Origin of the sequence: Hydrogenophaga borbori, from assembly GCF_003417535.1 — a bacterium.
In the GTDB taxonomy this organism is placed as follows: Bacteria; Pseudomonadota; Gammaproteobacteria; order Burkholderiales; family Burkholderiaceae_C; genus Hydrogenophaga; species Hydrogenophaga borbori.
In genome coordinates this window covers 354658-381389 of the sequence record NZ_QVLS01000001.1, presented here as the reverse complement: position 1 = coordinate 381389, position 26732 = coordinate 354658, and the positions used below count along the sequence as shown (strand labels likewise).

19 protein-coding genes and 3 tRNA genes are annotated in these 26732 nt (G+C 67.6%); 9 read left to right on the top strand and 13 right to left on the bottom strand.

Annotated features, from left to right (window positions below):
* Positions 1-52 precede the first annotated feature (52 nt).
* From DY262_RS01800 to DY262_RS21525, 8 genes are all read left to right on the top strand, one after another.
* Positions 53-1192 (top strand): ABC transporter substrate-binding protein, encoded by a 1140-nt coding sequence (locus DY262_RS01800; RefSeq protein ID WP_116957265.1) that lies wholly within the window; start codon positions 53-55, stop codon positions 1190-1192.
* 151 nt (positions 1193-1343) lie between these two features.
* Positions 1344-2381: a branched-chain amino acid ABC transporter permease gene (locus DY262_RS01795; protein WP_116957264.1), complete on the top strand. Its 1038-nt coding sequence runs from the start codon at positions 1344-1346 to the stop codon at positions 2379-2381.
* A gap of 1 nt (position 2382) precedes the next feature.
* Positions 2383-4164 carry a branched-chain amino acid ABC transporter ATP-binding protein/permease gene (locus tag DY262_RS01790; RefSeq protein ID WP_116957263.1) on the top strand — a complete coding sequence of 594 codons (1782 nt, stop codon included), beginning with the start codon at positions 2383-2385 and terminating at the stop codon, positions 4162-4164.
* 1 nt (position 4165) lies between these two features.
* Complete coding sequence (locus DY262_RS01785; RefSeq protein ID WP_116957262.1) at positions 4166-4894, top strand: ABC transporter ATP-binding protein; 729 nt, start codon at positions 4166-4168, stop codon at positions 4892-4894.
* A 59-nt stretch (positions 4895-4953) separates the two neighbouring features.
* Positions 4954-6630 carry an acyl-CoA dehydrogenase family protein gene (locus DY262_RS01780; protein WP_116957261.1) on the top strand — a complete coding sequence of 559 codons (1677 nt, stop codon included), beginning with the start codon at positions 4954-4956 and terminating at the stop codon, positions 6628-6630.
* A 494-nt stretch (positions 6631-7124) separates the two neighbouring features.
* On the top strand, positions 7125-7514 hold the full coding sequence (locus tag DY262_RS21740) for a hypothetical protein (protein WP_181936378.1): 390 nt from the start codon (positions 7125-7127) through the stop codon (positions 7512-7514).
* On the top strand, positions 7504-8097 hold the full coding sequence (locus DY262_RS01775; RefSeq protein ID WP_181936377.1) for a helix-turn-helix domain-containing protein: 594 nt from the start codon (positions 7504-7506) through the stop codon (positions 8095-8097). Before DY262_RS21740 ends, DY262_RS01775 begins: the two co-directional genes overlap by 11 nt.
* On the top strand, positions 8094-8495 hold the full coding sequence (locus DY262_RS21525) for a hypothetical protein (protein ID WP_147326155.1): 402 nt from the start codon (positions 8094-8096) through the stop codon (positions 8493-8495). Before DY262_RS01775 ends, DY262_RS21525 begins: the two co-directional genes overlap by 4 nt.
* A 232-nt stretch (positions 8496-8727) precedes the next feature.
* Here DY262_RS21525 and DY262_RS01770 read toward each other — a convergent pair.
* The 11 genes from DY262_RS01770 to DY262_RS01720 form a co-directional block, all read right to left on the bottom strand.
* Positions 8728-8801, bottom strand: a tRNA-Cys gene (locus tag DY262_RS01770).
* A gap of 49 nt (positions 8802-8850) precedes the next feature.
* A tRNA-Gly gene (locus DY262_RS01765) sits at positions 8851-8926 on the bottom strand.
* A gap of 82 nt (positions 8927-9008) precedes the next feature.
* Entirely contained in the window at positions 9009-11441 is a 2433-nt protein-coding gene (lon, locus tag DY262_RS01760) for an endopeptidase La (RefSeq protein ID WP_116957259.1), read from the bottom strand.
* Between the two features lie 99 nt (positions 11442-11540).
* Positions 11541-12806, bottom strand: coding sequence for an ATP-dependent Clp protease ATP-binding subunit ClpX (gene clpX, locus DY262_RS01755; RefSeq protein WP_116957258.1), 1266 nt, complete (start codon positions 12804-12806; stop codon positions 11541-11543).
* A gap of 110 nt (positions 12807-12916) precedes the next feature.
* Entirely contained in the window at positions 12917-13534 is a 618-nt protein-coding gene (clpP, locus tag DY262_RS01750; RefSeq protein ID WP_070398339.1) for an ATP-dependent Clp endopeptidase proteolytic subunit ClpP, read from the bottom strand.
* A gap of 187 nt (positions 13535-13721) precedes the next feature.
* The gene (gene tig / locus DY262_RS01745; RefSeq protein ID WP_116957257.1) at positions 13722-15032 is read right to left on the bottom strand and encodes a trigger factor; all 1311 of its coding nucleotides are present in this window, start codon (positions 15030-15032) and stop codon (positions 13722-13724) included.
* 64 nt (positions 15033-15096) lie between these two features.
* A tRNA-Leu gene (locus tag DY262_RS01740) sits at positions 15097-15183 on the bottom strand.
* Positions 15184-15289: 106 nt separating this feature from the next.
* Positions 15290-15952, bottom strand: a complete 663-nt coding sequence (locus DY262_RS01735; RefSeq protein WP_116957256.1) for an aspartate/glutamate racemase family protein — start codon at positions 15950-15952, stop codon at positions 15290-15292.
* Positions 15949-18543: a TRAP transporter permease gene (locus tag DY262_RS01730; protein WP_116957255.1), complete on the bottom strand. Its 2595-nt coding sequence runs from the start codon at positions 18541-18543 to the stop codon at positions 15949-15951. The genes DY262_RS01735 and DY262_RS01730 overlap by 4 nt, the downstream gene beginning before the upstream one ends.
* Before the next feature lie 94 nt (positions 18544-18637).
* Complete coding sequence (locus DY262_RS01725; RefSeq protein ID WP_070398335.1) at positions 18638-19615, bottom strand: TAXI family TRAP transporter solute-binding subunit; 978 nt, start codon at positions 19613-19615, stop codon at positions 18638-18640.
* A gap of 154 nt (positions 19616-19769) precedes the next feature.
* Positions 19770-21122 (bottom strand): aspartate aminotransferase family protein, encoded by a 1353-nt coding sequence (locus tag DY262_RS01720; protein ID WP_116957254.1) that lies wholly within the window; start codon positions 21120-21122, stop codon positions 19770-19772.
* Between the two features lie 190 nt (positions 21123-21312).
* On the opposite strand from DY262_RS01720, the gene DY262_RS01715 reads away from it, so the two are divergent.
* Complete coding sequence (locus DY262_RS01715; RefSeq protein WP_181936376.1) at positions 21313-22638, top strand: D-amino acid dehydrogenase; 1326 nt, start codon at positions 21313-21315, stop codon at positions 22636-22638.
* Here DY262_RS01715 and DY262_RS01710 read toward each other — a convergent pair.
* Entirely contained in the window at positions 22598-23497 is a 900-nt protein-coding gene (locus DY262_RS01710; protein ID WP_070398332.1) for a LysR family transcriptional regulator, read from the bottom strand. The two genes, DY262_RS01715 and DY262_RS01710, sit on opposite strands and share 41 nt — an antisense overlap.
* Positions 23498-23543: 46 nt before the next feature.
* Entirely contained in the window at positions 23544-26732 is a 3189-nt protein-coding gene (locus tag DY262_RS01705) for an efflux RND transporter permease subunit (RefSeq protein ID WP_116957253.1), read from the bottom strand.

Below are 26732 nucleotides of genomic sequence, written 5' to 3'. Positions count from 1 at the left end.
AGCCCTCGCGGGTGCGGGCCACGAGCACACGCAACACCAACGGAGACAACGCATGAAACAACTGCTGAAGACCACCCTGGCCACGGCCGTGGCCGCCACCCTGGCCAGCGCCGCCTGGGCCGACCTCACCGTCGGCGTGAGCGTGCCGCTCACCGGACCGGCCTCGGGCCTGGGCATTCCCATGGCCAACGGCGTGAAGATGTGGCCGGCCACCGTCGGCGGCGAGAAGGTCAACGTCATCATCCTGGACGACGCCACCGACCCCACCAAGGGCGTGCAGAACGCGCGCCGCTTCGTCAACCAGGACAAGGTGGACGTGATCGTGGGTTCCGGTGCCACGCCGGTGGCCATCCCCATGGCCGACGTGGCCACCGAATCGGGCACGCCGCACCTGGCGCTCTCGCCCATCGGCCTGCCGCCCGGCAAGGACGCCTGGAGCTTCCGCATGCCGCAGAGCAACGGCGTGATGGCCGAGGCCATGGTCGAGCACATGAAGAAGCAAGGCGTCAAGAGCGTGGGCTTCCTGGGCTACACCGACGCCTACGGCGAGCAATGGCTGCAGGCCCTGACGCCGCTGCTGGAGAAGGCCGGCATCAAGCTCTCCGGCGTCGAGCGCTTCGCGCGCTCCGACACCACCGTGACCGGTCAGGCGCTCAAGCTCGCCTCGGCCAACCCCGACGCCATGGTGGTCGTGGCCTCGGGCAGCGGCGCCGCCATGCCGCAGCTGGGCCTGATCGAGCGCGGCTACAAGGGCAAGTTCTACCAGACGCACGCGGCCGCCACGCGCGACCTCATGCGCGTCGGCGGCAAGGCCGTCGAAGGCACCTTCGTCACCACCGGCCCGGTGGTGGTGGCCGAACAGCTCCCTGACAGCCACCCCAGCAAGGCGCTGGGCGTGAAGTTCAACGCCGAGTACGAAAAGATCTACGGCGCCGGCACCCGCAACCAGTTCGGCGCGCACTCGTACGACGCCTACCTGCTGCTGGACAAGCTGGTGCCCGTGGCGGCCAAGAAGGGCAAGCCGGGCACGCCCGAGTTCCGCGCCGCGCTCAAGGCCGCGCTGGAAGACGCGCCCGCCATGCCCGTCACGCACGGCATCATCGACTTCACCGCCACCGACCACTGGGGCTTCAAGACCGGATCGGGCGTGGTGATGAAGGTCGTCAACGGCGATTGGAAACTCGAACAATAAGGTCCACCCCGCCGCGCTTCGCGCGACCCTTCAAGGGGCGGTGCCTGCGGCCCGGCCAAGCCGGTTCCGCGGCACCCTGGGTTGCGTGCTCACACGCGCAGCCGGCGGGCGTTTAAAGACAAGAGATGAACATGACGGGAGACCGCAACCCATGGACCTGAGCATTGCTGCGATCCTCGGCGTCGACGGCGTCATCAACGGTGCGATCTACGCGCTGGTGGCGATCGCCCTCGTCCTGGTGTTCGCGGTCACCCGCATCGTCTTCATTCCGCAGGGCGAGTTCGTCGCCTTCGCGGCGCTGACCATGGCGCTGTTCCAGACCGGCGCCCTGCCCGGCACGGTCTGGCTGCTGCTGCTCATGGTGGCGCTGGTGCTCGTGCTGGACGCCGTGCGCGCCTGGCGCGAGGCCTGGCCGCTGGCGCGCTGGGCGCGCCTGGCCCTGCGCAGCGCGGCGCTGCCACTGGTGGCCTGCGCCCTCACCGCCTGGCTGGTGCCGAAACAGCCCCCCATGATCGTGCAGGCCCTGCTCACGCTGGCCCTGGTCACGCCCATGGGCCCGCTGGTGTACCGACTGGCCTACCGCTCGCTGGCCAGCGCCAGCGTGCTGGTGCTGCTCATCGTCTCGGTCGGAGTGCACTTCGCGCTCACCGGTCTGGGCCTGGTGTTCTTCGGTGCCGAAGGCTTCCGCAACCCGCCGTTCTGGGACGAGCGCCTGAGCCTCGGACCGGTCACGCTCAGCGGGCAGGCCATCATCATTCTCGGCGCCTCGGTCGCGCTCATCGTCGCGCTGTTCGTGCTGTTCGATCGCACGCTCACCGGCAAGGCGCTGCGCGCCACCTCCGTCAACCAAACGGGCGCGCGGCTCATGGGCATCTCCACCGACGCCGCCGGCTCGCTGAGCTTCACGCTGGCGGCCTTCATCGGCGCGCTTTCGGGACTGCTCATCGGCCCCACCACCACCGTGTTCTTCGACAGCGGCTTCCTCATCGGCCTCAAGGGCTTCGTGGCCGCCGTCTTCGCCGGTCTCACGAGCTTCCCGCTCGCGCTCGCGGGCGCGCTCGGCGTGGGCCTGGTCGAGGCCTTCGGCTCCTTCTGGGCCAGTGCATTCAAGGAAGTGATCGTGTTCACCGCCATCCTGCCGGTGCTGCTGTGGCGCTCCTTCGTCGACCCGCATGACGAGGAGCATTGAGATGGACATCCGTCGCTACGGCCTGCTGGCCTTCACCGTGATCATGGTCGCCGTGCCTTTCCTGCCGGTGCCCGACTACTGGATCACCAAGCTCAACTACGTGGGCCTGTTCGGGCTCGTCGCGCTCGGCCTGGTGCTGCTCACCGGCATCGGCGGCCTCACCTCCTTCGGCCAGGCGGCCTTCGCCGGCCTGGGGGCCTACGCCAGCGCCTACCTCAGCGTGAAGCTGGGCCTGTCGCCCTGGCTCGGCCTGCTCGCGGGCCTGGCCGTCACCGTGGCCGTGGCCCTGGTGCTGGGTTGGGTCACGCTGCGCATGTCGGGCCACTACCTGCCGCTGGCCACCATCTGCTGGAGCCTGGCCCTGTTCTACACCATGGGCAACCTCGACGCCCTGGGCAAATACGACGGCCTGCTGGGCGTGCCCGCCATCCAGTTCTTCGGCATCAGCCTGCAGGAAGAGCGGCGCATCTACCTCCTGATCTGGCTCGTGGCCATCGCCGCGGCCATCGCCATCACCCGACTGCTCGACTCGCGCCCCGGTCGCATCATGCGCGCGCTCGACGTGCACCGCGGCGGCGGCAAGACCATGCCCGAGGCCATGGGCGCCTCCACCTTCCGCCACAAGCTGCTGATGTTCGTGATCGCCGCCATCCTGGCCTCGATCTCCGGCTGGCTGTTCGCGCACATGCAGCGCAGCGTCAACCCCTCGCCCTTCGGCATCAAGTTCGGCATCGAGTACCTCTTCATGGCCGTGCTCGGTGGCGTGGGCCATGTGTGGGGCGCCTTCACGGGCGCGGCCCTGGTCAAGCTGGCCGAAGACCAGCTGCAGACCTGGCTGCCGGCGCTGCTCGGTACCTCGGGCAGCTACGAGATCATCGTCTTCGGCGTGGTGCTGGTGCTGGTGCTCAAGTTCGCGCCCAACGGCCTGTGGCCGTCGATCGAGCGCCTGCTGCCGGCGCGGCGGCGCCGCGCCATTCCGGCGGACGCACCCGAGCCGCTGCCCGCGCGCGACAAGCCCACCGCCGGCAGCGTGCTGCTTGAGGTGAAGGACGCGCGCCGCACCTTCGGCGGCCTGGTCGCCGTCAACGGCGTCGGCTTCACACTGCGTGCCGGCGAAATCTTCGGCCTCATCGGCCCGAACGGCGCGGGCAAGTCCACCACCTTCAACCTGGTCTCGGGCGTGCTGCCGCTCACCAGCGGCGAGGTCTGGCTGCGCGGCGAACGCGTGGACGGCAAGGGTGCGCGCGAGATCGCGCGCCGCGGCCTGTCGCGCACCTTCCAGCACGTCAAGCTGGTGCCCGACATGACCGTGCTGGAGAACGTGGCCCTGGGCACCTATCTGCGCACGGGCAGCGGCACCCTGGCCGCCATGCTGCGCACCGACCGCGCCGAGGAAGCGCGCGCCCTCGCCGAGGCCGAGCGCCAGCTGCGCCGCGTGGGCCTGGGCGACCACCTGCACGAACTCGCCGGCAACCTCGCCCTGGGCCCCCAGCGGCTGGTGGAGATCGCGCGAGCCCTGGCCAGCGACCCCGCCCTGCTGCTGCTCGACGAGCCCGCCGCCGGCCTGCGCCACCGCGAGAAACAGGCCCTGGCCGAGGTGCTGCGCCAGCTCAAGGCCGAGGGCCTGAGCCTGCTGCTGGTGGAGCACGACATGGACTTCGTGATGAACCTGACCGACCGCATCCTGGTGATGGAATTCGGCACGCCGCTGCTGGAAGGCACGCCGGCCGAGATCCAGGCCAGCGAAAAGGTGCGCGCGGCCTACCTCGGAACGGAGCATTGACATGGCGCAGCTGCTGCTTGAAGTGAAAGACCTGCACGCGGGCTACGGCAAGGCCGAGGTGCTGCACGGCATCCACCTGCCGGTGCGCGCGGGCCAGGTGGTCACGGTGATCGGGCCCAACGGCGCCGGCAAGTCCACGCTGTTGGGCGCCCTGATGGGCCTGCTGCCGCTGCGCGGCGCGGTGCGCTTCGCGGGCCAGGACATCACGCGCCTGACGCTGGAAGAACGCGTGATGGCCGGCCTGGCCCTGGTGCCCGAGCGGCGCGAGCTGTTCGGCACCATGAGCGTGGAAGACAACCTCGTGCTCGGCGGCTGGCGCCCGATGAAGCAGCGCCTGCCGCGCTGGCGCGATGGCCTGGAGCAGGTCTACGAGCTGTTCCCGCGCATGAAGGAACGCCGCGCACAGGCGGCCGGCACGCTGTCGGGGGGGGAGCGCCAGATGCTGGCCATCGGCCGCGCGCTCATGGGCCAGCCCAAGCTGCTGATGCTCGACGAGCCCAGCCTGGGCCTGGCACCCCTGATCGTGCGCGACATCTTCCGCATCATCGAGACGCTGCGCGAGCGCGGCGTGAGCATCCTGCTGGTCGAGCAGAACGCGCGCGCGGCCCTGAACGTGGCCGACGAAGGCCACGTGCTGGAAACCGGCGACGTGGTGCTCGCGGGCCCGGCCGCGCAGCTCGCGGTGGACCCGCGCGTCATCGACACCTACCTCGGCGCGAAGAAGCAGTAACCCCCGCCCGGCCGCCCCCCCGAGGGCACCGGCCGTGGCGCGCCCCCCGGAGTTTGCGAATGAGCTGGACCTACGAAGCCCCCCTGGACCACATGCGCTTCGTGCTTGAGCACGTGCTCGACGCGCCCACCCACTGGAAGGCCTGCGCGGCCTTCGCCGACCTCGACCTCGACACCGCCGACGCCGTGCTGCAGGAGGCTGCGCGCTTCGCGAGCGAGGTGCTGCAGCCGCTCAACGCCGTCGGCGACGTCGAAGGCTGCGTGCGCGACACCGAGGGCCGCGTGCGCACGCCCCAAGGGTTTCCCGCGGCCTACCAGGCCTTCGTGGCGGGCGGCTGGCCGGCCCTGCCCTGCACGCCCGAATGGGGCGGCCAGGGCCTGCCGCTGCTGCTGGACGCCGCGCTGCGCGAGATGCTCGACGCCTGCAACCACGGCTGGAACATGTACCCGGACCTGCTGCACGGCGCCTACGAGACGATCAAGGCCCACGCCAGCGAGGCCTTGAAGGCCCGTTACCTGCCCAGGATCGTCAGCGGCGAATGGCTCGCGGCCATGGCGCTCACCGAGCCCCAGGCCGGCAGCGACCTGGGCCTGCTGCGCACGCGCGCCGAACCGCAAGCCGACGGCAGCCTGCGCATCAGCGGCAACAAGATCTTCATCAGCGGCGGCGAACACGACCTCACCGACAACATCGTGCACCTGGTGCTGTGCCGCCTGCCCGATGCGCCGGCGGGCACCAAGGGCCTGTCGCTCGCCCTGGTGCCCAAGGTGCTGCCCGACGGTTCGCGCAACACGCTGTTCTGCGACGGCGTGGAAAAGAAGATGGGCATCAAGGCCAGCGCCACCTGCGCCATGCGCTACGAAGGCGCCACCGGCTGGCTCATCGGCGAACCGCACCGCGGTCTGGCCGCGATGTTCCTGATGATGAATTCGGCGCGCCTGCACGTGGGCCTGCAAGGCCTGGGGCACCAGGAAATGGCCGCCCAGAACGCGCGCCGCTACGCCGCGGAACGGGTGCAGATGGGACGCGCCATCGCCGAGCACCCGGCGGTTCGCCTGCTGCTCGACCGCCTGGAGGTGATGGCGCAGTCCCAGCGCGTGCTCGCCTACCGCGCCGCGCTGGCCCTGGACCTGGCCGAACACCACGGCGACGGTGCCGTGCGCGAGCGCGAGAAGCGCTTCGCGGCCCTGCTCACCCCCATCGTCAAGGCCTTCTGTACGCACCAAGGCTTCCATGGTCCGGCCGCCGCGCTGGGCGTGTGGGGCGGCTACGGCTACGTGCACGAATACGGCATCGAACAAACCGTGCGCGATGCGCGCATTGCCATGATCTACGAGGGCACCAACGAGATCCAGGCGATCGACCTCGCGCAGCGCAAGCTGCTGGCCGATGGCGGCACCACCGCCTTCGAACTGCTCGACGCCCTGAGCGCCGAGCTGGCCAGCGGCGATCCGCTGCGCGACTTCGTCGATGCGTCGCGCACGCACCTTCGGGACTGGCTGGAACACGCCAGGCAAGACAGCGCGCGGCTGCTGGACAGTGCCGACGATCTGTTGCATGGCATGGCCCACACCCTGCTGGCCTGGGCGGTGGGCCGCATGGCCAGCGCGGCCCACAGGCTGCCGGACGCCGCGGCCGCACGGCAGCGCGCCCTCACGGGCGCATTCGTTCGCCAAGCGGTTCCCATGGGCCGCCTGCACTGGGAGCGCGCGCTGGCTGCCGCGGCGCCGGCCTAAGGCCCCCTAAGGCCCTGTAAGGCCCTGTAAGGCCCTGTAAGGCCACTCAGTCCACGGCGCACGGCAGAGCCAACACAAAGGCGCTGTTACCCATCTGCGGCGGTGACAGCGCCAACAAAAAAGCACCTGGCAGAAACCTGCACAGGTGCTTTTTTCATCGAATCGTCTGGAGGCGCGTGGCGGAGTCGAACCGCCCTAGACGGATTTGCAATCCAACACATCCCAGCTAAGTTGTTGTCAGAAAACGAATTTTCCGGACAATTTTGTCCGCTACTCGTTGCGCTACCCGCATTCCATAATGCAAAACACGCAGATCGGAGATGGCTGACAGATATATTTGGCGACGCAATGAGCCTTCATAGAGTTGATGCACGGCAACGAGCATCAGCGCACACGCTTCGTAGACCACATGGCTCATAGCTGACGCCACGTATCCACTCCTACAATCTGGTCATCGCAAATTTGATATGCTGCTTTGGCGGTTCGATGTGTACGTGTCCCCCAGTGGCCGCAACGATGTCCAGGCTGAGGTCAACAGCTACGACGACTACGCTCGCGAGGCGTTTTCGAGGGCTGTAGCTCATCTGGCAGTAACCGAACGAGAGCAATGGCAGTCACCACAAGCCAAGAAGCTTGTGAACGAGGATCCGATATATGAAATCCGCTACAAGGCGAACAACCGCGCAACCCGCGCCCTTGGCTACTTTGCGGAAGGTGGAGAGAGCTTCGTCATCGTCCTTATCTGCTATCACAAAGGGCGGGTCTACTCTCCCGCAGGTGCGTTCAAGTCTGCGCACAAAAGGATTGCGCAAGTTAAAGACGGAAGCGCATCAACAGTATCTCTCCAAGTCCTTGGAGAAGACTTTCCTTCGAATGAAGACTAGTCGCGCCGCACGCGATGCCTATGTCCGAGCGGAGGTCACTACCGCAGTGGCTCACCAGATCAGAGCACTACGTGTGCAACGAGGTTGGTCCCAAAAAGAACTGGCCGATCAACTGAACACGTCGCAAGCAGTTGTCTCGAGACTTGAAGATCCTAGCTATGGGCGCCTGTCGCTCAACACCCTGTTCGATCTCAGTCATGCTTTTGACACTGGCCTTAGCGTCTGCTTCGAGTCGCTTGTGACCATGCTGCAGAAGACGTACAGGCCATCCGCTGAGCACCGCTTGGTTCCCCGCTTCGACGAGGAGTCTTCGAGTGTTTCGTTTTTCAGCGAGAACCTCCCTTCGCATCTAGTGGTCGAGTTTGCATCTGCGCACCCCGTCCCCGAGACATTGGAAGTGACTTCCTCGCATTGGGAATCGATATTCCGTCCAGCGGCGACACTGCACTTCAACGCCACGCTTAGCGAGGGAAGCCGCCCCTTTGCTGGAATCTCACTCGACAACGAGTTCGTAGACAACAGCGGCTTCATCACACGCACCAAGACACCTGAGTGCGTTGCTCACATCGAGAAAGACTTATGAGTACGAAGACAAAGATAGGCGAGACAACACAGGCAGCCGCGCCGAGCAATCCCCAAAGACCAGTGAAGATAGTGCGGACCGCCTCCACCCCCGCGATCTTTGCAGAGGGCATCTCTCAGCTCGCAGTTGGTTTTCCCATGTCGCGAGTGGTGTTCCACAAGGCAGTCGAACTCGATGCGAATACGACTCCGCCCACAGAAGTGCACCAAGTGGCATGCGAGTTGGTGATCCCGACGCCAGCGTTAGTCGAGGCCGCCATGACGATCCTGCGTCATATGACGAACGCGAAAGGACTGGTGAACTCCAGTCGAGCTGAGTGGACACAGCGAGTAGACACCATCCTGCAACAACTCGATCAGACGCAAGGCATGGCATCGGACACGGACACCCAACCATAACGTCATTCTGAGAACGTCATTGAAGCTACCGCTTGCGCTTCCCTCGCCGGTGGCAAAGCGGCCCGCACGGACTGGTAGTCCGTCTAGCCGAGTCACTCAGCTAGACGACCAAACCAGTCCGTCTATGGGTCGCGTGCTACTCAAATCGGGGTGGCAAAGCGTCCAAAACACCCCAAAAAGCAAAAAGAAAGGGCCATGAAGGCCCTGTAACTTATTGATTTATAAGGATTTTTGGAGGCGCGTGGCGGAGTCGAACCGCCCTAGACGGATTTGCAATCCGTTGCATAACCGCTTTGCTAACGCGCCGGAGCGGGCCCGATAAAAAAGGGAAGCCGAGCTTCCCTTTTTGCGAATCTGGAGCGGGAAACGAGGTTCGAACTCGCGACCTCAACCTTGGCAAGGTTGCGCTCTACCAACTGAGCTATTCCCGCATTTTCTAGCAGTTCTTGCGTTCTGCAGAAGCTAGAAGTATAGCGCAAAAATCGAGGTCCCTTCAAGGGGCCTCGATTTTTTTCAGTGTTTCACCGCGTCGGTTTCGCCCGTGGCCGCGCGCACCGAGGCCGCCGCGAGTTGGGCCGCGACTTCTTCGTCCGTCAGCGGCACGGGCTGGCGTTCCAACGCGATGGACAGCACCTTGTCGATCCATTTCACCGGAACGATCTTCAGGCCTTCCTTCACGTTGTCGGGAATCTCGGCGAGGTCCTTCACGTTCTCTTCCGGAATCACCACGGTCTTGATGCCGCCACGCAGCGCGGCCAGCAGCTTTTCCTTCAGGCCGCCGATGGCCGTGACCTCGCCGCGCAGCGTGATCTCGCCCGTCATCGCCACGTCGGCGCGCACAGGAATGCCGGTGAGCGCCGACACCAGCGCGGTGGTCATCGCCGCACCCGCGCTCGGGCCGTCCTTGGGCGTGGCGCCGTCGGGCACGTGGATGTGGATGTCGCGCTTGTCGAACATCTCATCCTTGATGCCCAGCACGCGGGCGCGGCTGCGCACCACGGTGCGCGCGGCCTCCACGGACTCCTTCATCACGTCGCCCAGCGAGCCGGTGCGCGTGGTGGCGCCCTTGCCGGGCATGATGGCCACTTCGATGGTGAGCAGATCGCCACCAACTTCCGTCCAGGCCAGACCCACGACCTGGCCGACCTGGTTCTGCTGCTCGGCGCGGCCGTAGGTGTACTTGCGCACGCCCAGGAACTCACTGAGGTTATCGGCCGTGACCATCACCGTGGGCGTGAACTTCTTGAGCAGGAGGCCCTTGACCACCTTGCGGCAGATCTTGGAGAGCTCGCGCTCCAGCGAACGCACGCCGGCCTCGCGGGTGTAGTAGCGAACGATGTCGCGCACCGCGTCCTCGCGCACCTCGACCTCGCCGTCCTTGATGCCGTTGTTCTTGATCTGCTTGGGCAGCAGATAACGCATGGCGATGTTGGTCTTCTCGTCCTCGGTGTAGCCCGAGAGGCGGATGACCTCCATGCGGTCCAGCAGCGCCGGCGGGATGTTCATCGAGTTGGAGGTCGCCACGAACATCACGTCGGACAGGTCGTAGTCGACCTCGACGTAGTGGTCGCCGAAGGTGTGGTTCTGCTCGGGGTCGAGGACCTCCAGCAGCGCGCTGGACGGGTCGCCACGGAAGTCGGTGCCGAGCTTGTCGATCTCGTCGAGCAGGAACAGCGGGTTGCGCGTGCCGACCTTGGTGAGGCTTTGCAGCACCTTGCCCGGCATGGCGCCGATGTAGGTGCGGCGGTGGCCTCGGATCTCGGCCTCGTCGCGCATGCCACCCAGGGCCATGCGCACGTACTTGCGGCCGGTGGCCTTGGCCACCGACTGCCCCAGCGAGGTCTTGCCCACGCCCGGCGGGCCCACGAGGCACAGGATGGGCGCCTTGACCTTGTCGACGCGCTGCTGCACCGCGAGGTACTCGAGGATGCGGTCCTTCACCCGCTCCAGGCCGTAGTGGTCTTCGTTGAGCACGGCCTCGGCGTGCGCCAGGTCGTGCCTGATCTTGGTCTTCTTGCTCCAGGGCAGGCCGACCAGCACGTCGATGTAGTTGCGCACCACGGTGGCCTCGGCCGACATGGGCGACATGAGCTTGAGCTTCTTCAGCTCGCCCTCGGCCTTCTTGCGTGCCTCGGCGGGCATGCGGGCGGCCTTGATCTTCTTCTCGATCTCCTCGATGTCGGCGCCCTCTTCGCCTTCGCCGAGTTCCTTCTGGATCGCCTTGACCTGCTCGTTGAGGTAGAAGTCGCGCTGGTTCTTCTCCATCTGGCGCTTGACGCGCCCGCGGATCTTCTTGTCGACGTTGAGGATGTCGACCTCGCGCTCGAGTTGCTCGAACAGGTTCTCCAGGCGCTTGATGACCGGATCCAGATCCAGCACCACCTGCTTGGACTCCAGCTTGAGCGGCAGGTGGGCCGCGATGGTGTCGGCCAGGCGGCCGGGGTCATCGATGCTGGAAATGGACGTGAGGATTTCCGACGGGATCTTCTTGTTCAGCTTGACGTACTGGTCGAACTGCTGCATCACCGCGCGGCGCAGCGCCTCCAGTTCGTTGGCCGCCGCCTCGGCGCGCTCGTTCGCCGGGTCGATGGGCGACACGTTGGCCATGAAGTGCGTCTCGCCGTCGTTGATGGACAGCACCTTGGCGCGCTGCACGCCCTCCACCAGCACCTTCACGGTGCCGTCGGGCAGCTTGAGCATCTGCAGGATGGTGGCGACGCAGCCCATCTCGAACATGTCCTCGGGCGAGGGCTCGTCCTTGGCCGCGGCCTTCTGGGCCACCAGCATGATGCGGCGCTCGGCCTCCATCGCCGCTTCCAGGGCTTTGATGCTCTTGGGTCGGCCGACGAACAGCGGGATCACCATGTGGGGGAACACCACCACGTCGCGCAGGGGCAGCAGCGGGAGTTCCACGGGGGTGCTGGGCAGAGGGGTTTGTCCGGACATCTGAACCTCGGTGACTCAGTGGTTGGGGCTCTGGTGGGCGGTGTCAACCGCGGCCCGGGCGGTCATGCGGAGCCAGGTGGGGCTTCGCATGCCTGTCGTTCACGCCTGCTTGGCGGCCTCGCGGTACACCAGCAGCGGCGGCTTGTTCTCGTCGATGGTGGATTCGTCCACCACGACCTTTTCCACGTTGCTCAGGCCAGGGAGCTCGAACATGGTGTCGATCAAGGCGTTTTCAAGGATGGAGCGCAGGCCCCGCGCGCCGGTTTTGCGCGCCAGCGCCTTGCGGGCGATGGCCTTGAGCGCGGCGGGCCGCACCTCCAGTTCGGCGCCCTCCATCGACAGCAGCTTGGAAAACTGCTTGACGACGGCGTTGCGCGGCTGGGTGAGGATGTCCACCAGCGCGTCCTCGCTCAACTCGGCCAGGGCGGCGATGACGGGCACGCGGCCCACCAACTCGGGAATGAGGCCGAACTTGATCAGGTCTTCCGGCTCGACTTCCTTGAACACCTCGGTGAGGCTGCGCTGCTTCTTGCTGCGCACGGCGGCAGAGAAACCGATGCCCGAGGCCTCGGTGCGGTTCTCGATGATCTTCTCCAGGCCCGCGAACGCACCACCGCAGATGAACAGGATGTTGGTGGTGTCGACCTGCAGGAAGTCCTGGTTGGGGTGCTTGCGCCCGCCTTGCGGCGGCACGCTGGCCATGGTGCCTTCGATGAGCTTGAGCAGGGCCTGCTGCACGCCCTCGCCCGACACGTCGCGGGTGATGGACGGGTTGTCGGACTTGCGCGTGATCTTGTCGATCTCGTCGATGTAGACGATGCCCTGCTGGGCGCGCTCGATGTCGTAGTTGCAGCTCTGCAGCAGCTTGGCGACGATGTTCTCGACGTCCTCGCCCACATAGCCGGCTTCGGTCAAGGTGGTGGCGTCGGCCATGACGAAGGGCACGTTGAGCATGCGGGCCATGGTCTGGGCCAGCAGGGTCTTGCCCGAGCCCGTGGGGCCGATGAGCAGGATGTTGCTCTTGGCCAGCTCCACCTCGTCCTTGCGCGAGCCCTGCTTGTGGCGCAGGCGCTTGTAGTGGTTGTAGACGGCCACGGCCAGCGCGCGCTTGGCAGCGTCCTGGCCGATCACGTAGTTGTCGAGGTTGCTCTTGAGCTGGGCCGGCGTGGGCAGGTCGTCCGAGGACGCCTTCACCGATTCGATGCCCGGCAACTCGTCACGGATGATGTCGTTGCAGAGGTCGATGCACTCGTCGCAGATGAACACCGAGGGCCCGGCGATCAGCTTCTTCACCTCGTGCTGGCTCTTGCCACAGAACGAGCAGTACAGCGCTTTTTCGCTGGAGGCGGCTTTCTTGTCGGCCATGGTTCGGTGTCAGGGAAAAACGGTGTTCAATGATAGTGGATGGTCCGACGGGGCCAAATCCGGAAAAAGGGCCGCAAAAACCGTGTTTGGCCGCCCTTCTCCCGGCGGCGTCAGCCCGCCGTGGGACGCTTTTCGATGACCTTGTCGATCAGGCCGTAGTCGGCCGACTCGGCGGCCGAGAGGAAGTAGTCGCGCTCGGTGTCGCGCTCGATCTTCTCCAGCGGCTGGCCGGTGCGCTCGGCCAGGATGCGGTTGAGCTGCTCGCGGGTCTTGAGGATTTCGCGCGCGTGGATCTCGATCTCGGTGGCCTGGCCCTGGGCGCCGCCCAGCGGCTGGTGGATCATGATCTTGGAATTGGGCAGGCTGAAGCGCTTGCCCTTGGTGCCAGCGGCCAGCAGGAAGGCGCCCATGCTCGCGGCCATGCCCACGCACAGTGTCGACACGTCGGGCTTGATGAAATTCATGGTGTCGAAGATCGCCATGCCGGCGCTGACCGAGCCTCCGGGCGAGTTGATGTAGAACGAGATGTCCTTGTCCGGGTTCTCGCTCTCCAGGAACAGCAGCTGGGCCACGATGAGGTTGGCCGACTGGTCGTTGACCGGACCGACGAGGAACACCACGCGCTCCTTGAGCAGGCGCGAGTAGATGTCGTAGGCGCGTTCGCCGCGGCCCGATTGTTCGATGACCATGGGCACCATGCCCAGGCCTTGGATATCCATAGCGCTCATGAGGGTCTCCGAGTGAGTCCGTACAGGTTCAAAGCAATGGCCCAACTGTAACCAACCCGGCCACCCCACTTCAGGCGGTAGGGCCATGGTTCGTTCGAGGGGGACGCAAGGGCTCAGATGGGGGGTTCAGCGGCAAAAAAAAGGGGCGGATCGCTCCGCCCTCTTCCGTGCGCCAGAGTGCCGGCGATCAGGCCTGGGCCATCAGCTCGTCAAAGCTCACGGTCTTGTCGCTGACCTGGGCCTTGGCGAGCACGAAGTCGGTGACGTTGTTCTCGATCACGATGGCTTCGACCTCGGCCAGGCGGCGGTTGTCGCCCTGGTACCAGCGCACCACGTCGGCGGGCTTTTCGTAGGAAGCGGCCAGCTCGTCGATGTGGGCCTTGATCTGCTCGGGCTTGGCGTGCAGCTCGTTGACCTTCACCAGCTCGGCCACCACCAGGCCCAGGCGCACGCGGCGCTCGGCCTGCGGGCGGAACAGCTCGTCGGGGATGGGGGCCTTGTCGGCGTCCTTGATGCCGCGCTGCTTGAGGTCGGCGCGGGCGCCCTCGACCAGGCGGTCGAGCTCGGCCTGCACCACGGACTTGGGCAGGTCCAGCTCGGCCACGCCCACCAGGGCGTCCATCACGGCGGCCTTGTTGCGGGCCTGCAGGCGGAACTTGACCTCACGCTCCAGGTTCTTGCGGATGTCGGCGCGCAGGCCCTCGACGCTGCCGTCGGCCACGCCCAGCGACTTGGCCAGGGCCTCGTCGACCGCGGGCAGGTTCGCCTGCTCGATCTTCTTCACCGTGACCAGGAAGTCGGCCGTCTTGCCGGCCACGTCCTTGCCGTGGTAGTCCTCGGGGAAGGCCAGCGGGAAGGTCTTGCTCTCGCCGCTCTTCATGCCGCGCACGGCGTCTTCGAATTCCTTGAGCATCTGGCCGTCGCCGACGATGAACTGGAAGGCCTCGGCCTTGCCGCCCTCGAAGGGTTCGCCGTCGATCTTGCCTTCGAAGTCGATGGTGACGCGGTCGCTGTCCTGGGCGGCCTGGTCCTGCGCGCGCTGCGCGAAGGTGCGGCGCTGCTTGCGCAGGATGTCCAGGGTGCGGTCGATGGCGGCATCGTCCACCTCGGCGGCCAGCTTCTCGACCTTGGCGCCGGCCAGGTCGCCGATCTTCACCTCGGGGTAGACCTCGAACACCGCGTCGAAGGCCAGCTGGCCCTCGGGCGCGCCTTCCTTCTCAGTGATGCGGGGCTGGCCGGCCACGCGCAGCTGCGCTTCGTTGGCGGCGCTGGCGAAAGCCTCGCCCACCTTGTCGTTCATGACCTCGTAGTGCACCGAGTAGCCATAGCGCTGGGCCACGACGTTCATCGGCACCTTGCCGGGGCGAAAGCCGTCCATCTTGACGTCGCGGGCGATGCGCTTGAGGCGCGCGGCGACTTCGTTCTGGATGACGTCGGCGGGCAGCGTGAGCGTGATCTTGCGCTCGAGCTTCTCCAGGGTTTCAACGTTCACGGTCATGGTGTTCTCCAAGGGAAGGCCGGCCGTTCGGGCCGACGCGGGGCATAGCGGGGTTCCGTGGGGCTGGTGCGCGGGGGGGGACTCGAACCCCCACACCATTGCTGGCGTCAGGACCTAAACCTGGTGCGTCTACCAATTTCGCCACCCGCGCGCCGGGAGGGTGTCTGGCGCCGCCGGATTGAGGCCCGGCGGGGCGGGTAGCCCACTCACGGAAACCCGCGATTGTAGCTGTTGGACGGGCCTCGACCGACCGCGGATCAGGCCGCCAGGCGCCGGCGCAGCGCCCGGATGGCACTGCCCGGGGTGGTGAGCACCGGCAGCCCGGTGGCCGCCTGCACCGCCGGCGCCGAGCGGGCCAGGCTGAACTGGGCCAGCGCGATGAGCGCGCAGCCCTCGGCCTGCAGCCGCTTCGCCGCTTCGACCGCGAGCGCGTCGTGGCGGGCGGTGTCGCCCGCGTTCAGCGCCTGCAGCGCGCCCTCGGCCAGCGCGGTGCGCAGCGGCACGCCGGCCGGGAACTCCGGCGGCATGGACTGCAGCGTGGGGCCGAAGGTGGCCAGCAGGCCGATGGGTCCCCCCAGCCGCGCGGCCTCGGCCACGGCCTCATCGACCATGGCCTCGTTGGGCTTGAGCACCGGCAGGTGCGGCCGGCGCGCGGCCGCCGCCTCGATGCAGGGGCCGAAGGCCGAGCAGGTGAACAGGATGCCATGCGCGCCCGTGGACTCGGCGTAGGCCGTGAGCGTCTCGAAGCGCGTGTGCATGGCGGCGTCCAGCCCCCTGCCCTCGCGCGCCAGGTCGGCCGAGAGGCTGTCGTCGAGCAGGTTCATGCGAATGGCCTCGGGCCAGTCGCGCGCCATCGCTTCGTTGATGGGCGCGACCGAATGGGCCAGCGCATGGATCAGAGCAATGCGGGGCGCGCTCATGCCGAGGCTGCGGCCACGCCGGCTTTCTCGCGCCGCAGGCGCCCCATCTGCAGCCACATGACCAAGGCCAGCAGCGCCAGCGCCGGGACATACAGCCACTCTTTCGCCGGGCGGGCAGCGGGCACTTCCAGGGAGGTGATGTGAAAGCTCTGTTCGATGCCGAGTTTTTCGGCCGGGCTGCCGAACTTGACAGCGGCCACCATCAAGCCGTTGGCATCGGCCATCACCGTCAGTCCGGCGCTGGCCAGCCGCTCCTTGGCCGTGCCCGCGGGGCCCAAGGGGAGCAGCACGCCCTTGCGCACCTCGTCGCCATTGAGGTTCAGGCCTTCCACCCACACGCGCTTGCCGGTGTTGGGCGGCGCCTGTTCAATGGCCGCGGTCATGGCCTCGCCTTTGATTTCGTCGAAGGGCGGATGGACAAGGTCCATCCAGAAGCCCGGGCGGAACAGCGTGAAGCACACCAGCAACAGGGCCAAGGTCTCGTACCACCGCGTCTTGGTCAGGAAGTAGCCCTGCGTCGCTGCCGCGAACACCAGCATCGCCACGATGGCGACGGCGATGGTCAAGATCAAATGAAACGGCCCGTCCAGACCGATCAGCAGCAATTGCGTGTTGAAGATGAACAGGAACGGCAGGATCGCCGTGCGCATGCTGTAGTAGAAGGCCGTGATGCCCACCTTGATGGGGTCGTACTTGGCGATGGCGGCGGCCGCGAACGAGGCCAAACCCACCGGGGGTGTGACGTCCGCCATGAGGCCAAAGTAGAAAACGAACAGGTGAACGGCGATCAGGGGCACGATCAGCCCGCTTTGGGCGCCCAGTTCGACGATCACGGGCGCCATCAGCGTGGAGACCACGATGTAGTTGGCCGTGGTCGGCAGGCCCATGCCAAGGATCAGGCTGATCACGGCCACCAGAACCAGCATCAGCATGAGGTTGCCGCCGGACAGGATCTCGACGATTTCCGTCATCACCAGGCCCACGCCCGTGAGCGAGACGGTGCCGACGATGATGCCGGCCGCGGCCGTGGCCACGCCGATGCCGATCATGTTCCGCGCGCCCGTGGCCAGACCGTCGACCAGATCGTTCACGCCGGCCTTCACATGCGACAGGGGGTTTCCCTCTCCCCGCATCAGGCCCAGCAGGGGCTTTTGCGTGAGCATGACGAAGACCATGAACATGGTGGCCCAGAACGCCGACAGCGCCGGCGAGAGCTGCTCCACCATCAGGCACCACACCAGCACCACGACGGCCAGCAGATAGTGCAGGCCTGAGCGCACGGTGGGGCCTGTTTCCGGCAGTTCGAACACCGGCGCATTGGGGTCGTCGATCGCCAGTTCGGGCTGGCGCGAGCTCACCCACAGCAGGCCCAGGTAGGCCAGCAACAGCCCGACACCGATCACGGGCACGGCGGCCGCTCCGAGCATCGACTTGATGAAACCGATGACGTAGTACGTGACGCCCGCGATCACGATGAACCCGGTGACCGTCATCAGGAAAGACAGCAACCGCTGGGACGCCGAGGCCTGTGTCCGGCGCGGCAGGCCTTGCATGCCGGCCTTCAGCGCCTCGAGGTGAACGATATAGAAGAGCGCGATGTAGGAAATGATCGCCGGCAGGAAGGCGTGCTTCATGACCTGTACGTAGGGAATGCCCACGTACTCCACCATCAGGAAAGCGGCCGCCCCCATCACGGGCGGCATGATCTGGCCGTTCACGGAACTCGACACTTCCACGGCGCCAGCCTGATCGCCTCGGTAGCCCACGCGCTTCATCAGCGGAATCGTGAAGGTGCCGGTGGTCACGACGTTGGCGATGGACGAGCCGGAGATGAGGCCCGTGGCCGCCGACGAGACGACGGCCGCCTTGGCCGGACCGCCGCGCATGTGGCCCAGCAGGGCAAACGCGCTCTTGATGAAGTAGTTGCCCGCCCCGGCTTTGTCGAGCAGCGAGCCGAACAGCACAAACAAAAAGATGAAGCCGCTGGAGACGCCCAGCGCCACCCCGAACACGCCTTCGGTGGTGAGCCAGAAATGCGATGCCGCGCGGTCCAGCGAAGCGCCGCGGTGCGCCAGCATGTCCGGCATGTACGGACCGGCAAAGGTGTAGACCAGGAACACGACGGCCACCACCACCATGGGAAGGCCCAGCACGCGGCGCGTGGCCTCCAGCAGCAGCAGCACGCCGATCACCGATGACCAGACATCGAGCGTGTTCGGCTGGCCCGGACGACCGGCCAACTCGCGGTAGAAGAGAAACAGGTAGCCCGCACAAAACGCGGCCACCAACGCGAACACCCAATCGCCGACGGGCACGCGATCGCGCGGCGAACGCTTGGACGCGGGGTAGGCCAGGTAGGCCAGGAACACCGCGAACGCCAGGTGGATGGCCCGGCTCTCGGTGTCGTTGAGCAGAAAGACGCCCAGGCTGAAGGGCAGCGGCGAGGCGATCCAGAGTTGGAACAGCGACCAGGCCACGGCCACGACCAGGATCAGGCGGTTGACCAGAGGCCCCGCGTCTCGGCCTCCGGCGTCGTTGTCCTTCACCAGCTGGTTGACGTCCACGTCGGCGATGTTGTCGGCTTTATTCATGATGGATGAGGTGGATGCTCAGGGGCCCTCAATGCAGAACACCCCATGAGCGGCGGGCCGCACATGGGGTGCTCAGCGGCAACGGATCAGCAGATTACTTGATCCAGCCCTTTTCCTTGTAGTACTTGGCGGCACCGGGGTGCAGCGGCGCACTCAGGCCATCCTTGACCATGTTCTCGGCCTTCAGGTTGGCAAAGGCCGGGTGCAGCTTCTTGAACTCGTCGAAGTTGTCGAACACCGCCTTCACCAGGGTGTAGACCTGATCGTCCGAGGCCTTGGCCGAGGTCACGAAGGTCGCCAACACACCGTAGGTGTTGGTGTCCTGGTCATTGCCCTTGTACAGGCCGCCGGGGATCACGGCCTTGGCGTAGAACGGGAACTCGGCCACCAGCTTGTCCACGGCCGGGCCGGAGATGTTCACCAGCTTGGCGCCACAGGTGGTCACCGGGTCCTGGATGTTGGCGCTCGGGTGGCCTACGCCGTAGAAGAAGGCGTCGATTTTGTTGTCGCACAGCGCGGCGCCGTGCTCGTCGGCCTTGAGCTCGGCCGCCAGACCGAAGTCGCTGAGCTTCCAGTTCATGGCCGTCAGCAGCTGCTCCATGGACGCGCGGGTGCCGGAACCGGGGTTGCCCACGTTCACGCGTTTGCCCTTGAGTTCGCTGAAGTTCTTGACGTTGGCGTCGGCGCGGGCGAGCACGGTGAAGGGCTCGGGGTGCAGCGAGAAGACGGAGCGCAGATCGCTGAAAGCGCCGTCCTTCTGGAACGTGCTGGTGCCCTTGTAGGCGTGGTGGTTCCAGTCGGACTGCGCCACGCCGAAGTCGAGGTCACCGGCCTTGATGGTGTTGATGTTGGCGACGGAGCCACCCGTGGATTCCACCGTGCAGCGGAAGCCGTGCTTGGCGCGGTCCTTGTTCACCAGGCGGCAGATGGCGCCGCCCGCGGCGTAGTACACGCCGGTCACGCCACCGGTGCCGATGGTCATGAACTTCTGTTGGGCGAAGGCGGGGGCGGCGGGCGCCATCATCGCGGCCGATGCGGCCACGGCGCTGAGACAGGCGGTGAGTTTCTTCATGGTGGTTCTCCTGCGGGTCACTGGTTGTGGAAAGGCGTGATGCTCTTGTGGAACGGTCGCGCGCAGGCCGGGAATGCTAATGCAATCGCCCGGCCCGCCCCCGCCGCGACGTCACGGGGTTTACCCCGTGACGCCATGCAGAGCGGGCATGGCGTCAGGCGGTGGCCAGCTTGGGCACCCCGGCCAGCGTCTTGTCGATCGCCGTGCGCAGGCGATGCACGATCTGGGCCAGCTCGTCGGGGGTGCTGATGAAAGGGGGCGCCAGCAGGATGTGGTCGCCGCAGCGGCCGTCCACCGAGCCGCCGGCCGGATAGACCATCAGGCCCTCGGCCATGGCGGCGCGCTTGAGGCGCGCGTGCAGCTTGAGTTCGGGGTCGAACCATTGCTTGCTGGCGCGGTCGGCCACCAGCTCCACGCCCCAGAACAGGCCGCGGCCGCGCACGTCGCCCACGTGCGGGTGCTCGCCGAAGGCGTCCTGGAACAGCGCCTGCAGCTGCGCGCCGCGCTCGCGCACCTGGGCCAGCAGGCCGTCGCGCTGGATCACGCGCTGCACCGCCAGCGCGGCCGCGCAGGCCACGGCATGCCCCAGGTAGGTGTGGCCGTGCTGGAACAGGCCGCTGCCCTTGCGGAAGGTCTCGACGATGCGGTTTTGCGCCAGCACCGCGCCGATGGGCTGGTACCCCCCGCCCAGGCCCTTGGCGATGGTGAGCAGATCGGGCACCACGCCTTCCTGCTCGCACGCGTGCAGCGTGCCGGTGCGGCCCATGCCGCACATCACCTCGTCCAGGATGAGCAGGATGCCGTGGCGGTCGCACAGCTCGCGCACGCCCTTGAAGTAGCCCGGCACCGGCGTGAGCACACCGGCCGTGGCGCCGCCCACCGTCTCGGCCACGAAGGCGATGACCTTGTCGCCACCCAGGCGTTCGATGGCGGCCTCCAGCTCGGCCACCAGGCGCTGGCCGTACTGCTCGGCGGTCTCGTCGGCGCGCTTGTCGCGGTACTCGTAGCAGGGCGAGACGTGCTCGACCTCGATCAGCAGCGGCTTGAACTGCTCGCGGCGCCAGGCGTTGCCACCCACGGCCAGCGCGCCCAGGGTGTTGCCGTGGTAGCTCTGACGGCGCGCGATGAAGTGCTCGCGCTGCGGCTGGCCGATCTCCACGAAGTACTGGCGCGCCATCTTGAGCGCGGCCTCCACGGCCTCGGAGCCGCCGCTCACGAAGTACACGTTGCTCATGCCCTGGGGCGCGGTGTCGATCAGGGTATCGGCCAGTTCCTCGGCCACGGCCGTGGTGAAGAAGCTGGTGTGCGCGTAGGCCAGCTGGTCGAGTTGCGCGTGCATGGCCGCGATCACGTCCGGGTGGCCATGGCCGAGGCAGGAGACGGCCGCGCCGCCGGAGGCGTCGAGGTAGGTTTTGCCCTGGCTGTCGGTGAGCGTGATGCCTTTGCCACTGACGGCGACGGGCATGTCCTGGAGCAGCTGGCGGTGGAAAACGTGGCTGGATTGCATGGGCGGCTGGGGGAGCGGTGGGGGGAATGCGCCAGTCTAGGCAAGCGTCCGCCGCTGTCCACATGCTTTTATCGGCCCGGGCCATGCCTTCAGGTTATGCCTCGCCGCCCTGTCCATGAGTTCCGGTCATGGGCGATGCCTCGGTCTGCATTTCACAGGCGCCAGGCGCCTGCCTACAGTGCGGCCCACCATGCACAACCCCCCTGCCCTGTCCCTGAACCCGCCCGCCGCGCGCCGCGTGGCCGTGCTGGGCGCCGGCATCGTCGGCCTGGCCACCGCCTGGCAATTGCAGCGCGACGGCTTCGACGTCACCGTCATCGACGCGCATCGCCCCGGTCAAGGCGCCAGCTTCGGCAACGGCGCGCAGCTGAGCTACGCCTACGTGCAGCCGCTGGCCGATCCCTCGATCTGGGCGCAGCTGCCCAAGCTGCTGCTCTCGCGCGAATCGCCCTTCTCGCTGCGCCTGCGCCTGGACCCGGCGCAGTGGGCCTGGGGCCTGCGCTTCCTGGCCGCCTGCCGCGCGGAGGTGTCCGCCCGCAGCACCGGCACGCTGCTGGCCCTGGCGGAGGAAAGCCGCGAGGTCCTGCAGCAGCTGCTGGCCGACACGCAGGCCCACTGCGACTTCACCACCAGCGGCAAGCTGGTGATGTACGGCAGCGAGGCCTCGTTCGCGGCGGCGCGCCACCAGCTCGATCTGCAGCGCGCCCTGGGCGGCGCCGAGCAGCACGCGCTGTCGCTCGCCGACTGCCTGCGCGTCGAACCGGCACTGGCCGGCAGCGCGGCGCGCTACGTGGGCGGCATCCACACGCCGGGCGAATGCGCGGCCGACTGCGCCCGCCTGTGCGACGCCCTGCACGGCGCCCTGCAGGCGCGCGGCGTGCGCTTCGTGCTCGGCGCGCCCCTGGGTGCGCTGCGGCGCGAGGGCGATCGCCTGGTCGCGGTGCAGGCGGGCAACGACTGGATCGAGGCCGACGGCTTCGTTGCCGCTCTGGGCACCGGCGTGACCGCGTTCGCGCGCCGGCTCGGGGTGAGCCTGCCGGTCTACCCGCTCAAGGGCTACAGCCTCACGCTGGACGCGCCGGTCGGCAGCGGCCTGGCACCGAACGTGAGCGTGACCGACGCGCAGCGCAAACTGGTGTTCGCGCGACTGGGCCAGCGCCTGCGCGTGGCCGGGCTGGCCGAGCTGGCCGGCCACGACACGCGCATCGAGACCCGCCGCGTCGAGCAGCTGCGGCGTGCCGCGCGCGAGGTCTTCCCGCTGGCCTGCGCCGGCACCGAGACCCGCCCCTGGGCCGGCCTGCGCCCCGCCACGCCCACGGGCGTCCCCATCGTGGGCCGGGTGGGCGGCGCGCCCGCCAATGTGCTGTTCAACGCCGGACATGGCGCCCTGGGCTTCACCCTGGCCGCCGGCAGCGCGCGGCGGCTGTCGCGCCAGCTGCAAGGTGTGGCGGAGCGGCCGCGCACGGCCGCCGCGCTCATCCGATCTGCTGCAAGGCCTGCTGAAAACAGCGCGTGAAGGCGCGCGCCACCACCGAATGCGGCCGCGCGGTGGGCCGCAGCATGTGCACGGCGGTGAGCATGGCCGGCTCGAAGGGCAGCACATCCACGCGCGTGCGATCGGCCGAGGTCGCCGTGCAGCCCTCCACCAGGGCCACGCCCACGCCGTGCTGGGCCAGCGCCAGCGCCACGTGGTAGGTCTGCACGGTCATGATCGGGCGCAGGTCCACGCCGTGGTCGCGCATGGCGTGCGAGAGCTGCACACCCAGCGGGTCCTGGCCGTCCAGGGCGATCACGGGCAGCCGCGCCAGCTGCGACCAGCCGATGCCGCCGGCCTTGAGCACGCGCGGCGGCAGCAGGCCCTTGGGCGCCACCACCATCACGCGCCGCTCGCCCAGGCGCTCCTGCACCAGGGCCGGGTGCGAGCCGGGGTTGAACACGTAGCCCACGTCGGCCTCCTGCAGGGCCAGGGCGGAGACGATCTGCACCGAGTGCAGGGCCTGGTGGTGCACCAGCACGTCGGGGTGCCGTTCGCGGAACAGGCGCATGGCGCGCGGCAGCACCTCGTAGCTCAGACCCAGCACGGTGAGCACGCGCAGCTCGCCGTGGGTGCGGCCGGCCTTCAGGCTGGTGGCCAGGCGCTGCACCTCGTCGAGCTGGGCGAACAGGCGCTCGATGTGCGGGTACAGCGTCTGGGCCTCGGTGGTGGGCACCAGGCGCCCGCCGGCGCGCTGGAACAGCGGAAAGCCGAGCTGCAGTTCGGCGTGCTGCAGCGTGCGGCTCACCGCCGGCTGGGTGACGTTGATCATGCGGGCCGCCGCGCTCACGCTGCCGGTGAGCATGACGGCGTTGAAGACCTCGATGTGGCGCAGGCGCATGGGCGCCTATTGTGCTCGGCCCATGCCCCGCCCGCGCCAGGCGCCTTCAGGACCCCGGGTGCTCCGCCGCCGGCGGGTGGGCCGCGCCGGGCGGCGTGGCCGGCGGCATCGACGCGTCGCGCCGGTGGAACAGCTTCGCGAACCACAGCGCCACGTCGTCGACGATGGTGAACACCGCCGGGATCACCAGCAGGCTCAGGAAGGTCGAGGTGATGAGTCCGCCGATCACCGCCACCGCCATCGGCGAGCGGAAGCTGCCGTCCGCCTCGCCCCAGCCGACCGCGATGGGCAGCATGCCCGCGCCCATGGCGATCGTGGTCATCACGATCGGCCGAGCGCGCTTGTGGCAGGCGTCCAGGATGGCGTCCAGCCGCGACAGGCCGTGCGCGCGCCGCGCCTCGATGGCGTATTCCACCAGCAGGATGGAGTTCTTCGTCGCCACGCCCATCAGCATGATCAGGCCGATCAGCGAGGGCATGGAGAAGCTCTTGTTGGCGATCAGCAGCGCCACGAAGGCCCCGCCCAGCGACAGCGGCAGCGCCGCCAGGATGGTCATGGGGTGCAGGAAGGCCTTGAACAGCAGCACCAGCACGATGTAGATGCACAGCACACCGGTGAGCATGGCCAGGCCGAAGCTGGCGAACAGCTCGCCCTGCACCTCGGCGTCGCCCACCTCCAGCACCGACACCCCCGGCGGCAGGTTGCGCAGGCTGGGCAGCTTGTCCACCGCCGCCTTCATGTCGCCCAGCGCGATGCCCGCGAGCTCGACCTCGAAGTTGATGTTGCGCGAGCGGTCGTAGCGGTCGATCACCGCCGGGCCGCCGCCGAACTCGAGCGAGGCCACCTGGCCCAGCATCACCGGCCCCTTGGCGCCGGGCACGGCCAGGCGGCGCAGCACGTCCAGGTCGTGGCGCGCGCCGACGTCGAGCTTGACCACGATGGGGATCTGCCGCTGCGGCAGGTTCATCTTGGGCAGCAGGTTGTCGTAGTCGCCCACCGTGGCGATGCGCAGCGTCTCGGCGATGGCCGAGCTGGTCACGCCGAGCTCGGCGGCGCGCGCCAGGTCGGGCGTGACGATGATCTCGGTGCGCACCAGCGCGGCGGTGGACTGGATGCTGCCCACGCCGCGCACGGTGCGCAGGTCGCGCTCGACCGCCCGCGCGGCGGTGGTCATGGCGTGCGCGTCGCTGCCGGTCAGGGTCAGAACGTACTTCTCGCCCGAGCCCCCCAGGCCCACCTTGCTGCGCACGCCGGGCAGGTTGGACATGGCGTCGCGGATCTGGTTTTCGATGCCCTGCTTGCGCGGGCGCTGGCCACGCGGATCGAGCTGGATGGTGAGCGCGGCCTTGCGCGACTCCGCCGCGCCCTGCGGCGCGAACGGATCGGTGCCGGCCGTGCCCGAGCCGATGGTGGTGTAGACCGAGCGCACGTGCGGCACCGCCGCCACCAGCTGACGCGCGCGCTCGGCCGTGGCCACGGTCTGCTCCAGCGTGGCGCCGGGCGGCAGCTCCAGGAAGACCTGGGTCTGCGAGTTGTCGTCGGGCGGCACGAAGCCCTGCGGCAACAGCGGGATCAGCATCAGCGAGCCGATGAAGAACAGACCGGCACCCAGGCTGGTGAGCCAGCGGTGGCGGATGCACCAGCGCGCCCAGTTCTGGTAGGTGTCCACCCAGGCCGGCTCGTCCTGGTTGTGCGCCCAGCGCCAGAGGCCGCGCGTGAGGGCGTTGGAGGCCGCCCAGCGCGGCATCTCCTTGGCCATCACCACGGGCTTGAGCAGGTAGGCCGCCATCATGGGCGTGAGCGCGCGCGCGACCACCAGCGAGGCGAACACCGCCAGCGCGGCGGTCCAGCCGAACTGCTTGAAGAACTTGCCCGGGATGCCCGCCATGAAGGCCGTGGGCAGGAACACCGCGATCAGCGTGAAGGTGGTGGCGATGACGGCCAGGCCGATCTCGTCGGCCGCCTCCATGGCGGCCTGGTAGGGCGTCTTGCCCATGCGCATGTGGCGCACGATGTTCTCGACCTCCACGATGGCGTCGTCCACGAGGATGCCGATCACCAGCGACATGGCGAGCAGCGTCACCACGTTGATGGTGAAGCCCATGGCGTACATGCCGATGAAGGCCGGGATGGCCGACAGCGGCAGCGCCACGGCCGACACCACGGTGGCGCGGAAATCGCGCAGGAACAGCCAGACCACCAGCACCGCCAGCAGGGCGCCTTCGTACAGCAGGGTCATGGAGGCGTCGAACTCCTCTTTCACCGGCGTGACGAAGTCGAAGGACTCGGTGATGTGCAGGTCGGGCCGGGCGGCGCGCAGCTGCTCCAGCTTGGCGCGCACGCCGTCGCCCACCTCGATCTCGCCGGCGCCGCGGCTGCGCGCCACTTCGAAGCCCACCACGGGCTTGCCGTCCAGGAAGGCGGCGGCCGTGGGGTCGGCCACGGTGTCGCGCACCTCGGCGATCTGGTCCAGGCGGATGTAGCGGCCGTCGCTCAGCGCCACCTGCATGCCGGCCAGTGCTTCGGCCGAGGCCAGTTGCGACAGCGTGCGCAGCGGCTGTTGGCTGCCGCCCAGGTCCACGCGGCCGCCCGCGCTTTCGATCTGCACGCGCGCCAGCTGGCGCGACACGTCGGTGGCCGTGGTGCCGAGCGCCTGCAGCTTGAGCGGGTCCAGCAGCACCTGCACCTCGCGGTCCACGCCGCCCACGCGGTTGACCGCGCCCACGCCTGGCACCGACAGCAGGAGCTTGGAGACGTCGTTGTCGACGAACCAGGACAAGGCCTCGGCGTCCATCTTGTCGGACGCGACCGTGAAGGCCAGCACCGCCCCGCCGGCCAGCTCCACCTTGTTGACGATGGGGTCGCGCAGGTCGGTGGGCAGTTCGCTGCGCACCTTGGCCACGGCCGAGCGCACGTCGTCCAGCGCCTGCTGCGTGTCCTTCTCGATGCGGAACTCCACGGTGAGCGAGACCGTGCCGTCCTGCACCTTGGTGTAGATGTGCTTGAGTCCTTGCAGCGAGGCCAGGCTGTTTTCGATGATGCGCGCGACGTCGTTCTCGAGCTGGTTGGGCGAAGCGCCCGGCAGGGCCGCCACCACGGTGATGGTGGGCAGGTCCAGGTCCGGGAAGTTCTGCACCTTCATCTGCTTGAAGGAGAACAGGCCCGCCAGCGTCAGCATGACGAACAGCATCGCCGCCGGAATGGGGTTGCGGATGGACCAGGCGGAGACATTCAT